This is a genomic window from Limibacterium fermenti (assembly GCF_041902845.1).
In the GTDB taxonomy this organism is placed as follows: domain Bacteria; phylum Bacteroidota; class Bacteroidia; order Bacteroidales; family Dysgonomonadaceae; genus Limibacterium; species Limibacterium fermenti.
The window spans coordinates 1,997,700-2,012,570 of record NZ_CP159486.1 but is presented as its reverse complement, the minus strand read 5'-3'; the positions used below and the strand labels follow the sequence as shown (position 1 = coordinate 2,012,570).

Here is a 14,871-nt window from a genome sequence, read left to right as displayed (position 1 = left end):
CTTTGATATGAAAAAAATACTGGTTTTTATCTTTCTTTTCTCTGCGATCATTGCGGTCGGGCAAGAGAAAAATTCTTCTTTCCGATTTGCATTGGTAACCGATACGCACATCGGTAATCCCAACAACGATATCGATTTGCGGCGTACCGTTGCCGATATCAATGCGCAAGACGATATCGATTTTGTCATTCATTCGGGTGATGTGACCGAATTCGGATCGGATGAGGAACTTGCGCTCGCCAAGTCGATCCTTGACGAATTGAATAAACCGTTGTACATCCTTCCCGGAAATCATGATGCCAACTGGTCGGAGAGCGGAACAAACAGTTTTTTGAGGATCTTCGGCGCGGAAACATTCGCTTTCGAACATAAGGGATTCCTTTTTGTGGGATTGGCTTCAGGGCCGAATATGCGCATGGGCCCGGGGCAGATACCGCGTGAAAACCTCTCGTGGTTTTTCAATGAATTGAAGAAAATCGATACGGATACCCCCATCATCTATGTCAATCATTATCCCATGGACAATGGCCTGAATAATTGGTTTGAAGTGATGGATGCGCTACGTCCGTATAATGTCAAGTTGATGCTTTGCGGCCATGGGCATGCCAACAAGAAGTTTCATTTCGAGGGCGTGAATGCTGCGATGTGCCGGGCGAACCTGCGGGCAAAAGAAGCCTTCGGCGGATATACGATCCTGACCGTTACGCCCGATTCCATCCAATTGCAGGAACGGCTTGTTTCGGGTGTTACCAAAGCGCCCTGGTTGTCTTATGCGATTGCTTCGCGGCCGCAGTGGGTCTCCGATGCGCCGCGTCCCGATTATTCGATCAATGCCGCTAATCCGCAGGTATCGGAGGTGTGGAGCGTACAGGAAGCAAGCGATATGGGAAGCGGGATGTTTTTGTCGGGCGATAAGCTCGTGTATACCAACACGGCCGGAGAAATTAAAGCGGCGAATGCGGCGAACGGCAAAACGATATGGACGTATAAAACGGACGGGAAGATCTATTCGACTCCTACGGTGCAGAATCAGACGGTGTGGTGTGCGTCTTCCGATTCATATCTGTATGGGATCGATTTACGGAACGGAAAGCAACGCTTCCGGCTGAAAAACAATAAAGCCGTGGTCGCTTCCCCCGCGTATGCCGATCATAAGATAATGGTTGCCGGATCCGACGGGCATTGCCGGGCGTGGGATGTACGCAACGGGAAACTTGCCTGGGATTTCGATAGTGTGAAAAACTTTGTCGTTACCCGTCCTTTGGTGAAAGACGGCGTCATCTTCTTCGGTAGTTGGGGAAATGAGTTCTATGCGTTGGACATTGCCACCGGAAAGTCTCGTTGGATATGGCATAACGGACAATCTAACCGGATGTTTTCGCCCGCTCAGGTGGTTCCCGTATCGACTTTCGGACGTATTTATCTGGCCTCTCCCGACCGTTATATGACGGTATTGGATGAAAAAACCGGACAAGTGATTTGGCGCCATTCCGATCCGGAGCAGAGGGCGCGCGAATCCATCGGCCTTTCGGAAGACGGCCGTACCGTCTATGCCAAGACCATGGATGGGAACATTCTGGCGGTGGATGCTTCCGTGCCCGAACGGAAAGTGAAATGGATTTCCTCGGGCGAGGATATGGGCTATGAACTCACCCCGACGCCGGTTGTCGAAAAGAACGGCATCGTGTACGCCCCTACCGATAAGGGATTGATCTATGCTTTCCGTGCTTCCGACGGCGCGTTTTTGTGGAAGTACCGGGTATCGAGCAGCCTCATCAATATGATTCTCCCCACTGATAAGGGCGAATTGTATGTCTCCGCGATGGATGGGCGGTTGGTAAAACTATCCGTTAGAACATCGGCAACTGGTAAATAAAACCGAGCGATATCCGGTTGGTGTGATAATCTTCCGAAGCAACGGCTTTGGGGGCGTACTGGAAGGATCGTCCTACATACGTTAGGAAAAAATGCAGGTTGGTTTTCATCGGATAATACTCGATTCCCGTAAAGTAACCCAGCGACGTGCGATACCTGCCTTTTTCGAATCCGTCATATCCTTTTGTCAGGGAAGCCGTTTCGTACATCCCTTGTAAAAAGACATTCCACAATGGATGGACTCGGTAGTTGACTTTCGAAACGAAGGTCAGGTAACCGGTATCGAAAGCATTTCTTGCGCCCTCGTGCAAGATAGTACTCATAATGTTGTGGCGGTCCAATCCTTCGCGGGAATACATCACATCGAAGAACATATTCGCTTTCGGACTAAAAGTGAAATTATTTCCCAATGCAAAATAAAGTTGATTCCGGCCCCTTGCCTGGCTCATGACCGTCCCCGACCAACGCGTTTTGTATATTCCGCCGAAGAGGTTGCCGTTCCAATTGAACGTGTACATCAATGGGAGTTTGCTTTTCTCTATATCCGGGGCGGTATAAGTCCTTTCGAAAGTGTTGTTTAGCGCATTCAGTACCTGAAACTGTAACTGTTGGGTAGGAGTCACGTCATACGTCAGTTTGACCCCTGTGAAGAAATTGCTTACCTGTTCGATCATATCACTGTATTCATAAATCTCGATCGGATTCAAATCGAACTCGGTACTTCCGTACGCCGCAGCTTGTTTTCCGGCAAAGAGAGAGAATTGATCGGATAATGTAACACCGATACCGCCCCAGTCTATAGACGTAGGCATATTATCAAACGCATTGCCGGTATCATTGGATTTATTCAGCCGTTGCCGCCAACGATACGAAAGCCATTCGTTGATGTTCCCCTTCGCTTCAATCCGGAATTGGCGGGTCATGAAAGATCCCTGTTGGAATTCTTCGTTATGGAAGCGGGCATCAAAACTGTGTTGCATGTTGAGGAGGAAATTGAACTTGTCGGTTTTCTTTTCCACATTCGTAACTCTTTCGAACAAGCTCGGTTCGTCCGGGTAAGAAGATTCTTGCTGAGCGTTTGCTATTTCTATAATGGATAGGAAAACAGCTGTAAAAATTATCCTTTTCATATTCATTAGTATTATAAAATGAGTACTATCCTTTGACGGTAAACCGCAAATTTAGTATATTCTCTTCAATCTTACTGTTTTTTACGGGAATATTATTTGAGGTTCTGTTCCATCCATACAATGAAAATCTCCGTTATATAGTCGCCCGCTGATAATATCTATCACTGTCGTTTTTTATTTTGATTCATCACTCATCATTTTTTCTTCCACACTCCGCCTGTAGAGCGATTCCACAGTTTCCACATCCTTTCCACACTTCCGAGGAAAGCCTCATACGTTATCATCATACATTTATTTCTTTGATAAACGGACTATTATCCTTGCCATCCCGGTCGGCATTCTTTTTTTGTACGATATTTGGTTCTATACCGGTGTAAGCAGAACTTAATTTAAAAATTTACAGTTATGAAAAAAGTTATTTTATCTATCGCATTATTTGCAGCAGGACTGTTTGTAACCAGTACGACTATTCAAGCTGCCGAAAGAATGAACAGCAACATCGTAGCGATGTCGGTACAGCAAGACGACGGTTTCGTCGATGTTAAATTGGAAGAGCTTCCCGAACCGGTGCAAGCGGCTATCAACGCACTTGCCGAAAAATATGAAGTCAAAGGGCTTAAATTCGATGCTCAAAGGCAGATTACGAAAGTGGAAGCTACGAATAAAACCGATCAGGCATACGAAGTGCTTTACTTCGATGCGGAAGGAAAGCAAGTAACGTTGGAGGAAGCTCCTGAACAAGAGGTGCAAGAAGAGGTGCAGCAACCTTCGGCTGAGATGTCTTATGTACGTCAGGACGACGGTTTTGCCGATATCACGTTTGAATCGTTGACCGAAAAGGTACAGGCTGCCGTACGCGCCGTGGCCGAAACGCACGAACTGAATGTATTGCAGTACAACGCCGAAAAGAAACTAACGAAGTTGGTCGCGACAAACAAGGAAGATCAATCGTCGAAAACGTTCTACTTCAACAATGAAGGTGAAGAAACCACACTCGACAGTACACCTGCCGAAACGCAAACTCAAGAAGAAGTAGGGGATACTACCAGGTTGTTCTAACCATTGACAGAGACTTGCACGATTCCCATGAGAGGCTGCCTGATGATTCAGGTAGCCTTTCTTTTGTATGTTGGGCATACATTTATTCTATCAGGGTGTGAGTCCCTGACTGCGCCGAGCTGGAAGGAAGCAATAGTGATTGGCAAGGGTGTCGTGGGTGACTGCGAATCTGAAGGAAGCCATTAGCAAAAGCGAGGTTGTGACGCACAGAAATCTGATATAAGGCTGACAAACGGTGGGCAAGCGAGCAATGGATTGCGAACGCCCCAAAACCAACCGTAATCGTTTACAGTAAATCAGGCACAACCCGCCGAAAGAGTAGATGTTTATCCCAAGAGGTCTTACAAGACGCGTTAATAACGCTATCGTTATGGCAACATCCCGAAAAGTCTTGTAAGAAGTCAGCCGAGGTCATAGTAGTCATTTGTGTACACAAATGACGAAGGACTAAATCTGTAATTTTAAGGAGTAGTCGGTTTAAAATCACATCAATGGAGCAGAAGAAAGTAATAGCATACCAACAAGAGCTGTTTGGAATAAACGGCAAGGATGCTATTTGCCATTCCCTAAGCTGTAAGGGCGTACCCGAAGCATCATGGGCAAAGGCTTTGCAAGTTGATGAGGCAGGCAAACAAGGACAAGCCTTAGTGTATAATTTAATGGAGGTTGTATGCGGTGGCCATAATATACTAACCGCCTACAAACAGGTAAAACGTAACAAGGGTGTCGGTGGCACGGACGGAATGCGTGTTGAAGAGTTCTCTGCCTGGTATAGAGTAAACGGTATTGTATTACTCGAAAGCCTGCTGTCGGGAACATATCAACCTCAAACCGTCCGTCATGTCGAAATCCCCAAGCCCAATGGAGGAACACGCAAATTGGGTGTACCAACGGTTATAGACCGAGTTATCCAACAAGCGATAAGTCAGGTTTTGACCCCGATTTACGAAGCAGGGTTTAGCGACCATAGTTATGGCTTTCGCCCTAACCGTAGTGCTCACCAAGCCTTACAAAAGGCGGGCGGTTATGTAGAGAATGGTCGTACCATCGTAGTTGACATGGATTTGAAGAACTTTTTCGATGTTGTCAACCACGACCGCCTGATGTACCTCTTATCGACCCGTATAGGCGACAAAGGTCTGTTAAAATTGATAAGAAAGTATCTTCAAAGCGGAATTATGCTTGACGGAATTGTAAGTCAACGAACCGAAGGAACGCCACAGGGCAGTCCGCTTTCGCCATTGTTGTCCAACATAGTTTTGGATGAATTGGATAAAGAGCTGGAGCGTCGGGGACACTGCTTTGTTCGTTACGCAGACGATTGCAATATCTTTGTACGCAGCCAGGAAGCAGGCGAAAGGATAATGTCGAGTCTGTGTAGTTTTATCGAAAACAAACTGAAACTCAAAGTCAATCCAGACAAGAGTAAGGTCTGTGAGGTAATGGAAAGTAAGTTTTTGGGGTATACCATTCTAAACAATGGCATGCTCGTTGTAAGCAAGCAAGCCTTATTGCGGTTAAAGCAGAATGTACGGGAAGTAACCAAACGCAACAGAGGTGTAAGTCTCGAACAAATCATAGTCGAGTTGAACCAAAAGTTGCGAGGGTGGTTAAATTACTTTCGATATGCTAAATGCCATAAGCTTGTGAGAAACCTTGACGCATGGATAAGGCGTAAGTTACGCTGTTACCGGATTAAACAATGCAAACGTGTTTATACGCTACAACAATTTTTACACAAACAAGGTGTTGAAAAGTGGCAGAGTTGGATACTTGCACTGTCAGGCAAGGGCTTATGGCGAAAATCAGGCTGTCCCCAAGCTAGTCAGGCTATGGGAAAAGACTGGTTTACGAAACTGAAACTATACAATCTCACATTAAATTACGAAACATTAAACAATTTACAGAAACCGCCGTGTACGAAAGTACGCACGGTGGTGTGAGAGGGCGGGGGAGTAATCCTCCTACCTACTCGATTTATATAAACACAACGCTTTTAACTCTCGCTAAACCGTATCCCGTGTTATATATATGGCTGAATACCGAATTTTTAGTTAGATTCTGTTTAAATTTATTTCTCCTTTTTTCAAAGCTGCATCTGCTTCCGGAAACGATGGAAAGTTGGCAATCCTTCTTCGGAAGCCGGAAAATGGGCCCTTTCGGCGAATGAGCGTATTCACGAAAAAAACCGGTCGTATTCTTCTAAAAAATGCAGCCGGTTCCAGCCAAAAATGCTACTTACTTAGTCGCGCTTCTACTGGAGCGTCCGGGAAACCGCTTCTGCAATTCGTCGCAGATAGCCTGTACTCCGGCTTGGTTACTCCGGTTCGCCTCTTTCAGAAATCCGTAAAAAAGGAGCATCGCGTTGTAAGCCTCACTGCCGGCAACCATCTTGGTATCTTCCATACCACGTACCATTGGGGTGAACTCTTTCTGGATATCCGACAAAGCTTTCGCCAGAGCAAAATCTTTATTCGCTTCATCCAAATTGATATAACCCGGCACCAGCCCAGGATTTTGATTGGCAAATTCCAACGCCTTCTCGACAAAAGCCAGCGTCTTGTCGCCCATCTTCAGTATCTCTTTCCGATCTTTACCCGTAAGATTGATCGTCAAGACACCTGCCAGATCGGTTCGTAAGCCTGCCAGTTTCTCTTTGATTGCCGCAAGTTGAGTAGCATCGATAGCTGCGGAAACTTTACTTTCCTGTGCCATAATACAACAACTTTAAAATATTAATACTTGAAAAAATTTATCGCTTCTAACCATTGGCCAAATAGGTTCGGATAACGAATAAACATGTATAGAAAAATCCTATCTGCTATATATGTCAAAAATCGGAATATCAGGGTAACTAGGAAGATATCTTTACGTGAGAATTCAAATGTATGTATAGAAGATGATAAATGTGTACATGAAACGGATGATTTGTGTACCTGTCAAAATGAAAATAAGAGATAACGGATTGAAAAAATATAACTAACTTTGTCAGCAACTTTTTTCTATAATTGAATCAAAAGGAATTGAAACAGGTGGCAGCTGCTTATGAGACACTGAATTCAAAATTATATCTATTAGAAACGAAGCGAATCGACAAAGAAAACTAATTTTCAGATGCGAAAATTTTCAGAATGAGAAAGAGTACATACAATATGCAAAACAATCGACAAAATATCATCTTTCTAATGTTCATTAGCTTTATAGTAGGTTTTAATGCCCATGCTCAAAAGTCGGTGAATGATTTTATAAAAATCGATCGGATTATTGCGAATAACGATACGATTGATTTTATCCGGATAAGCAACGATCATAATGAACGCCGCCCTGTCGTGGTCTTTTTGCCGGGATCGAACCCAAACCCGCTATTGGTCAAGGAATCTAATGGGAACTATTTTTGTTTATCCACCGGTAATTTCGATGTGAATAAAATTGCCGAAAAATATCATGTTATCATTCCGGCTCAGCCTCACACTCCGGTAATGGTCAAAGACACGTCCCATTTAAACGATCAGTATGCCTACATTACCGATCCTGAAAATCCGTACAGCTTTAACATCGATTTTTTGAAAGATAATCATTTGGAGAATCATGCGTGGAGAGTCCGGAATCTGATTAATTACCTGAAAACTAAAGAATACGTTGATAAAGGGCGGCTGATTCTTTTGGGGCATTCCCAAGGGGGAGAGTCGCTTTGGAAGTCGCAAAAAATACTTTCGGACTGTATGCTTTGGGACTGTTATCATCCGGTCTTGAAGGTCGTTTCGCAGCATTTATCACCAAAGAGTTGAATGATGCGAAGGCAGGCAAGCAAACGATGGAAAAAGCTTACGAAAATATAGAAGGATTGTACGATCAGTGGAAAGAAATCTGTTCGATTGATGAAAATGACGAAGATTTGACGAAATTACAGCGTGACCCGGCAAAAACGTGGAAGAGCTTTAGCTATCCTTCCTGGACGGATCTGATACATATAACTATGCCTGTTTATATCGCGTATGGCACGGCGGATCACGGAGCGGCCGGCAATGCATTGATGCCCGTTTATTTTGAGCTTACCGGTAAAAAAAATTACAAAATGAAGCCTTACATCAATAGAGGACATAACTTTGAAAAGATAATAAATGAAACTCCGGATTTTAACGATATGAAATGGCAGGAAGTAATGGATGATTTTATTCAAAGGATCGAAGCTCTTTGAGATAGAGTAGAGTTAAAAACATTTCCAATCTCTCACGGGCGTTCCTGATTCTTGAGACGATATTCCTTGGGGGTTATTTTGTATTTTTTCAAGAACTCTCTATGGAAATAGGCTTTATTGTTGAATCCGCTCATATACATGATTTCCGAGATCGTTTTATTCGTCGTGATCAATAATTTTTCTACATGCTTCAACCGGACAGATCGGATATATTCCATAGGCGTCCGGTCGGTTATTTCTTTTATTTTTCGATAAAGCTGCATTTTGCTGATAGCTATTTCTCTGGCAATAAACTCAACCGATAATTCATCATTATCGATGTTGTCCGCAATAATTTTTGTAACGTGAAGCATCAATTCATAATCTTCTTTATGAATTATTTTACCTTCGAAAGATTCCATCGCCACGTAAGGAGAATCAGCGTAATCGAGAATTGTCTTCATCCGTCTCAACATGTTTTCTATTAATGCCATCAGATGTCTCGGATGAAACGGTTTGTTTATATACGCATCGGCTCCCACTTCTATGCCTTCGATCTGGTTCTCAATGGAATTTTTTGAGGACAAAAGAATGATGGGAATGTGCGCCGTTTGCTCTTGCGACTTTAATTTTTTCACCAATTCAACCCCGTCCAATTCCGGCATAATGATATCCGAAATAATCAGGGTGGGGGAATGAGAGTCGACGATTTCTAACGCTTTCATACCGTTTTCGGCTTCCAAAATAGTATACCGCTCTCCTAAAATATCTTTTAACATGGAGCGTATTTCCCGGTCATCTTCCACCACTAAAATGGTAATATCTTTCCTCGATAGCGTTTGGGGAGTATTCCCGGAGTCTATGCTTTTTTCTTCAATGCCGGTTATATAAGATGAAGGAAGAATTCGGCCGGAGGCATAAACGCTTTCTTCCGATAGGGAGGTGAACTCTAATTCCGGAATATGTACAATAAAAGAAGTAAAACTGATGCCGTCGCTTTCCACTCGGATACTTCCCGAAAGAATATCGACCAAACTCTTACAAAGGGCAAGACCGATGCCGCTTCGGGACTGTAATCCGACAGACACCTGTTTTTCGAATCGGTTCAACACTTCAAATCGATCAAAGATACTCTCTTGATATTCTTTTTTGATGCCGATACCTGTGTTGGTAACTTGCATGGCCAATTTGTTACCGGCAATTTTAACGGAAATGTGTATATTTTCTTCCGTGGGAGTATATTTGACTGCGTTCGAGAGCAGATTGATAATGATCTTTTCGATACTATCCCGATCGGTTTGCCATACAATCGTTTCCGGATCGCAAATAAGCGTATAACTGATTTTCTTTTCTTCCAGCATTTCGAGGAATAGATCCAAAGCATATTTTACAATTTCAACAATATCTACTTTTTCCACGATAATTTTCAAATGGCCTGTTTCGGCCTTTCGGAATTCGATAAGTTGCTGAATGAGCTTTTGCATTCTTTCGGAATTTAACTTTATCGTATTGACATATTTTTTTATGGATTCCGTTACCGGATGCCGTAATATTTGTTCGCACGGAGCATATATCAGCGTGAGAGAATTGGAAAACTCATGGGCGATATTCGTAAAGAAACGCAATTTCGCTTCGTGAATTTCCTCATTCTTTTGTTGCTCCATCTCTTTTAGGTTTAACTCCTCTTTTACTTTAAATCGATATTTCATAAACCGGTTAATCAACCAGATGATAAGAACAAACAAAAACAAATAAGCCGCATAAGCAACGTTCGAAGCCCACCATGGAGGATTGATTTTCACCGGAATGGTAAAATAATTGTCGCTCCATATTTTATTGGCATTGCTGCATTTTACTTTCAGGAGATAAGTTCCTTTGGGTATGTTGGTGAAGACAAGGGTGTTCGACGTTCCTAAATTGATCCAATCTTTTTGAAAATCTTCCAAGATGTAAGCGATCTCACATTTTTCTCCGGATACATAATCGATAGGGATAAATTTAAAACTGAAGGACTTGTTTCCGTAAGAAAATGTCAATTTGCCTTTGTGAAGATAATCGCTTACTTTGCGCGCTATATTATCCACAAAGAAAGCATCCAACCAAAGGGTAGGCATATACGTATATTCTTTGATTTCTGAGGGATTGAACCGGTTGAACCCGCTTATACCGCCGAAATATAGATTCCGGGAAGTCGGGCTGGCATAATATGCGCCGTCCGAAAATTCGTTGTTTTGCAAACCGTCTTCTTTAAAATAGGAAATGATATTGCTTATTTGCTCTCCGTGCCGTATTAATTGTGCCAATCCATTATTGGTGCTAATCCAAAGATGATGCCTGCTATCTTCCAAAATACCATGGATGGTATTATTCGGCATTCCGCTGCTTTCGTTAATTCTTATGAACGCAGCATTTCCCCGCTCGTTTTTCACCAATTTATTCAATCCCATACTTGTGCCGGCCCACAGAAAACCTTCGTGATCTTTATGCAAGCATAAAACATCGTCGCTACTGATCGATTTTTTATTATCATTCGAAAACCGGTAGCTTTCAAACGTTTCGTCTTGAATATGAAATCGGTTAAGCCCGCCTCCCCGTGTGGCAATCCATAAATGGGCAGAATCGTCCCGGATGATCGAAAAGATATTGTTGTTGCTTATGCAAGAGGGTTCATTCGTATAAACATATTGTTTGTAACTTTTAATTTTGTAAGGCCGGGTCGATTTGTCGATATCCAACCGGAGCATGCCGTAGCCGTTTGTTCCAATCCATAACGTGTTGCTATCCGGCAAGATGGCGTAAACCGACGAAAGATTGAGCCTTGGTGTATGATTGTGCGCCACAGGATTAGGAGCCGATAAGGTGAAAATTTTTTCTTTTGCGGGGTCGTAATAATTTAACCCTTCGCCATCCGTTCCAATCCAATATTCATCTGTCCCTTTGCAGATTTTGAATACGAAGTCGCTGTTTAACCCATTTGATTGGGTGATATTTTTTACAAGCGTGAGCTCTCGGGTTTTCGGATTTTCGGAAAATAAGTAGATACCTTCCCCTTTTGTTCCGACCCACAGTACTCCTCGGTCGTCTTCCATAAACGTTCTCACGGCGTTCTCACCGAAGTTTCCCATTGTATCTTTTGAAAATTTTTGAAATTGCTTTTTGGGCGGTGAAATTCTCCATACGCCTTGCATATCCGTTCCGATCCAGATTATATCCTGGGTTCCTTTACATAAAGACAAAACGGAAATCTTAGGAATCAGGAGCGAACTGTTTATAAGATTCTTATCAGAGATGTATAATCCTTCCTCCGTTCCCAAAAAATAATGGTGTTCGGTAGAAGTAATGGCTTTTATTGTACCGGGAACGGCCGGATATTTTTTCAACGAACGGGTTTCGATATCGAATACAAATACGTTGTGTCCTGCATTCTGGAAAACCAGTTTATCTTCAATATAAAAGACCGATTGTATGTTTTCCGGAAACGCATCAAAATGACTGACCGTAGTACGTATTTCCGGCGTCCTATCGTAAACGTTGAACTCAATTTTCATAAGGACGTTTTCATCGGTCACGATCCAAAGCCTGTCGTTTTTATCAAAAAACATTTTCTTTATGATGACGTCTTGATCGATGGTAAGAGGCTTAAATTCATTTTTGTCCTTATCATAATAATAGATTTTGTCCCGATAAACATAAGCAAAAAGTTGATTCTTCGTGTTTTTTGCGATTAAGTACGAATTTTCAACGATACTGTTTCCGTTTCTGCGGTTGACAAAAAAACGCTCGAAAGTCATGTTCTCCACGTTTAACCGGTTAATTCCGAAATCGGTTGCAATCCATAAATAATGAGGGCTTTCTTCAATGATGTCACGGATAATATTATTACTGATGCTGGTTTTATCCGTGGGAGAAGGTTTGAAAATCTTCACCTCCCGGCTGTTGTACATATTTAATCCGTCCCATGTACCGAACCACATCAATCCGTTTGAGCTTTGCAGTAAAGTCGTAATGGAACTATTGGACAAACCATCTTCGTTCGTCATTTGATCAATATCATAATTTTGTGCATCACTTGATATTGAAAGAAACAATAGGATTGATAATAATACCGTTCTCATGTTTTATTTATTGAGTACAAATATACATAATAAATAACGGATCGGTTGCATGACAATCTCTTGTAAAAGGTGTCTTAAAAACATTTTTAGGGTATCCTGATAAATGTATACTCTTTTGCAAAAAAAAGACACCCTGTTCCTCATTGGAAAACAATACATTTACACATTAAATTATTAACAAGAAAAATCAAACAGTATGGATATTGCAAAACGCACCTCAGAAAATCCTCTTTTACGTCCTTCCGATTTGAAGCCCTGTATCGAAGGTATGGAAATCGTCTGTTTACTTAATCCGGGCGTATTTAAAATGAACCGGAAAATAGGACTATTGCTGAGAGTGGCGGAAAGACCGGCACAAATCGAAGGAAAAATTAGTTTTCCTGTATATAATGCTCAAGGGAAAATAGAAGTAGTGTCATTCGATAAAAATGATCCGTTATTGGATGCGACGGATCCGCGTGTAATCAAATATAAAGGGCGCGATTATCTGACTACCTTATCTTATCTCCGGTTGGTTTGGAGTGAGGATGGCATTCGTTTTTACGAAGATCCCGCTTTCCCTCCCGTTTATGGGGAAGGAATGCTCGAATCTTTTGGAATCGAAGATTGCCGCGTGGCGACTATGGAAGACGGGTATTATTTGACTTTTACAGAGGTTTCGCCTTTTGGGGTAGGAGTAGGATTAATCGTGACGAAAGATTTTAAACAATTCGACCGTAAAGGCATGATTCTTCCTCCTCATAATAAAGATTGTGCGTTATTTGAAGAAAAAATAAACGGTAAGTATTATGCGCTCCATCGCCCCAGCAGCCCGGAACTGGGGGGCAATTACATCTGGTTGGCGGAGTCTCCCGATCGCCTGCATTGGGGAAATCATACGTGCCTGGCTGTTACAAGGGAAAATAGTTGGGATGCGGCACGAATCGGGGCGGGCGCGGCACCCATAAAAACCTCCGAAGGATGGTTGGTAATCTATCATGGAGCCGATAATGAACACCGGTATTGCCTCGGAGCACTGCTGCTTGATTTAAATAATCCCTCAAGGGTGTTGGCGAGGAGCAAGGAACCTATCATGGAGCCGATTGCCGAATATGAACAAACAGGCTTTTTCGGGAATGTCGTTTTTACCAATGGTCATCTTGTAAATGGCGATAACCTGAAGATATATTATGGCGCGAGTGATGAAGTCATTTGCCGTGCGGAATTTTCGATCGGGGATATTTTAAACACATTAAAATAACGTGGGTATGTTTGATAAACTTGCCGGTGAATATACGTTTTTCAAGACGCAGGAACTGAATGTGAGGACATTGCTTATAACAAATATGTTATATGCCATGATACTGCCGGTTATTGAAATTTTCGTGGGAGCATACATTATGAGGAATACGAATAATTCTTCTTATGTATTTACTTATCAACTCAGCATGTATTGCGGTATTGTGGCGACTTCTGCTCTTAACGGATTGCTGATAAAGAAAATAAAAGCCAGCCTGTTGTATGGATTCGGAATCATCCTTTCCACTGTCGTTTTAATGGCCATGATGTTCTTTTCTTTTGTGGGGATACTACATTTAAGCATTGCGGGATTCGTTTTAGGGGCATCCACAGGCTTCTTTTGGACGAATCGCTATTTATTGACCCTGAATGCAACGAATGATGAAAACCGCAATTATTTTTTTGGGTTGGAATCTTTCTTTTTCTCTCTGTGGAGTATTGTGGTTCCTCTTTTTGTCGGAGCGATTTTGTCTTGGACGGACGGACGAGTTTTTCTGAGTAAGATGTTGACGGTGAATAGCGGATATCAAATGGTAACGGTCATTGCTTTTATGATTGCCATCGGAGCTTGCATAGCCCTTTCGAAGGGAAACTTCAAAAATCCCGTTCAAAAAAAGTTTTTCTATATCAAATTCCATATCCTTTGGCGCAAACTATTGGCATTAGCTGGTTTGAAAGGATTGGTGCAAGGCTTTCTGGTGACGGCGCCTGCCGTGTTGGTCCTGAAACTTGTGGGGAATGAAGGTTCGTTAGGATTGATTCAGGGTATCGGCGGAGGATTAACGGCTATTATCGTGTATATATTAGGACGTGTGGCAAAGCCTCAAGACCGTATGAAAATATTTGGTTTCGGGTTACTGGTCTTTTTCGTCGGAACACTGTTTAACGCGATTCTTTTCTCTGCAATAGGAGTCATTATCTTTGTCCTTTGCAAAGTCTTGTTTCAACCCTTGCACGATCTGGCTTATTTCCCGACCATGATGAAAACCATCGATGCCGTATCCGCCATCGAAAAAAGGAATGAATATGCCTATATTATGAGCCATGAAATCGGCTTGTTTGCCGGAAGAGCCACCGGAATGCTGCTGTTCATCCTATTGGCTTATTATATTTCCGACACCTTTGCGTTGAAGTATGCATTGGTCATTGTCGGTGCCGTTCAATTATTGTCATTGCCTTTGGCAAAAAGGATTATTAAAGATATCGATACAAACAAATATTCAACAGAAATTTAAAT

General features: G+C 42.5%; 10 protein-coding genes. 7 read left to right on the top strand and 3 right to left on the bottom strand.

The genetic code is table 11. The annotated features are described in order from the left end of the window. Positions 1 to 7: 7 nt before the first annotated feature. Positions 8 to 1,876, top strand: a complete 1,869-nt coding sequence (locus ABNK31_RS08925; RefSeq protein ID WP_321579720.1) for a PQQ-binding-like beta-propeller repeat protein — start codon at positions 8 to 10, stop codon at positions 1,874 to 1,876. On the opposite strand, the gene ABNK31_RS08920 is transcribed toward ABNK31_RS08925, so the two are convergent. Continuing rightward, complete coding sequence (locus ABNK31_RS08920) at positions 1,851 to 3,005, bottom strand: porin (protein ID WP_418895305.1); 1,155 nt, start codon at positions 3,003 to 3,005, stop codon at positions 1,851 to 1,853. The genes ABNK31_RS08925 and ABNK31_RS08920 overlap by 26 nt on opposite strands. A gap of 405 nt (positions 3,006 to 3,410) precedes the next feature. Between ABNK31_RS08920 and ABNK31_RS08915 the strand changes: the two genes are divergently transcribed. Both ABNK31_RS08915 and ltrA read left to right on the top strand, forming a co-directional pair. Beyond that, positions 3,411 to 4,064, top strand: a complete 654-nt coding sequence (locus tag ABNK31_RS08915; RefSeq protein ID WP_418895304.1) for a hypothetical protein — start codon at positions 3,411 to 3,413, stop codon at positions 4,062 to 4,064. A 491-nt stretch (positions 4,065 to 4,555) separates the two neighbouring features. Then, positions 4,556 to 6,007 carry a group II intron reverse transcriptase/maturase gene (gene ltrA, locus ABNK31_RS08910; RefSeq protein WP_418895303.1) on the top strand — a complete coding sequence of 484 codons (1,452 nt, stop codon included), beginning with the start codon at positions 4,556 to 4,558 and terminating at the stop codon, positions 6,005 to 6,007. 295 nt (positions 6,008 to 6,302) lie between these two features. Here the strand turns inward: ltrA and ABNK31_RS08905 are convergent, their stop codons facing one another. Then, the gene (locus ABNK31_RS08905) at positions 6,303 to 6,779 is read right to left on the bottom strand and encodes a hypothetical protein (protein ID WP_418895302.1); all 477 of its coding nucleotides are present in this window, start codon (positions 6,777 to 6,779) and stop codon (positions 6,303 to 6,305) included. Positions 6,780 to 7,195: 416 nt separating this feature from the next. On the opposite strand from ABNK31_RS08905, the gene ABNK31_RS08900 reads away from it, so the two are divergent. Together ABNK31_RS08900 and ABNK31_RS08895 are read left to right on the top strand one after the other, a co-directional pair. Beyond that, on the top strand, positions 7,196 to 7,852 hold the full coding sequence (locus tag ABNK31_RS08900) for a hypothetical protein (protein ID WP_418895301.1): 657 nt from the start codon (positions 7,196 to 7,198) through the stop codon (positions 7,850 to 7,852). Next, positions 7,792 to 8,262 carry a hypothetical protein gene (locus ABNK31_RS08895; RefSeq protein WP_418895300.1) on the top strand — a complete coding sequence of 157 codons (471 nt, stop codon included), beginning with the start codon at positions 7,792 to 7,794 and terminating at the stop codon, positions 8,260 to 8,262. Before ABNK31_RS08900 ends, ABNK31_RS08895 begins: the two co-directional genes overlap by 61 nt. 32 nt (positions 8,263 to 8,294) lie before the next feature. Here ABNK31_RS08895 and ABNK31_RS08890 read toward each other — a convergent pair whose 3' ends face one another. Continuing rightward, positions 8,295 to 12,281, bottom strand: coding sequence for a two-component regulator propeller domain-containing protein (locus ABNK31_RS08890; RefSeq protein ID WP_418895299.1), 3,987 nt, complete (start codon positions 12,279 to 12,281; stop codon positions 8,295 to 8,297). 271 nt (positions 12,282 to 12,552) lie between these two features. On the opposite strand from ABNK31_RS08890, the gene ABNK31_RS08885 reads away from it, so the two are divergent. Both ABNK31_RS08885 and ABNK31_RS08880 read left to right on the top strand, forming a co-directional pair. Further along, positions 12,553 to 13,596, top strand: coding sequence for a glycoside hydrolase family 130 protein (locus tag ABNK31_RS08885; protein ID WP_418895298.1), 1,044 nt, complete (start codon positions 12,553 to 12,555; stop codon positions 13,594 to 13,596). Between the two features lie 7 nt (positions 13,597 to 13,603). Then, positions 13,604 to 14,869, top strand: a complete 1,266-nt coding sequence (locus tag ABNK31_RS08880; RefSeq protein ID WP_418895297.1) for an MFS transporter — start codon at positions 13,604 to 13,606, stop codon at positions 14,867 to 14,869. The last annotated feature ends 2 nt before the right edge of the window (positions 14,870 to 14,871 follow it).

Bases quoted from the DNA above. Each gene is read 5' to 3' on its own strand.
- ABNK31_RS08925 (WP_321579720.1), top strand. From the start codon at position 8: ATGAAAAAAATACTGGTTTTTATCTTTCTTTTCTCTGCGATCATTGCG.
- ABNK31_RS08920 (WP_418895305.1), bottom strand. From the start codon at position 3,005: ATGAAAAGGATAATTTTTACAGCTGTTTTCCTATCCATTATAGAAATA.
- ABNK31_RS08915 (WP_418895304.1), top strand. From the start codon at position 3,411: ATGAAAAAAGTTATTTTATCTATCGCATTATTTGCAGCAGGACTGTTT.
- ltrA (WP_418895303.1), top strand. From the start codon at position 4,556: ATGGAGCAGAAGAAAGTAATAGCATACCAACAAGAGCTGTTTGGAATA.
- ABNK31_RS08905 (WP_418895302.1), bottom strand. From the start codon at position 6,779: ATGGCACAGGAAAGTAAAGTTTCCGCAGCTATCGATGCTACTCAACTT.
- ABNK31_RS08900 (WP_418895301.1), top strand. From the start codon at position 7,196: ATGAGAAAGAGTACATACAATATGCAAAACAATCGACAAAATATCATC.
- ABNK31_RS08890 (WP_418895299.1), bottom strand. From the start codon at position 12,281: ATGACGAACGAAGATGGTTTGTCCAATAGTTCCATTACGACTTTACTG.
- ABNK31_RS08885 (WP_418895298.1), top strand. From the start codon at position 12,553: ATGGATATTGCAAAACGCACCTCAGAAAATCCTCTTTTACGTCCTTCC.
- ABNK31_RS08880 (WP_418895297.1), top strand. From the start codon at position 13,604: ATGTTTGATAAACTTGCCGGTGAATATACGTTTTTCAAGACGCAGGAA.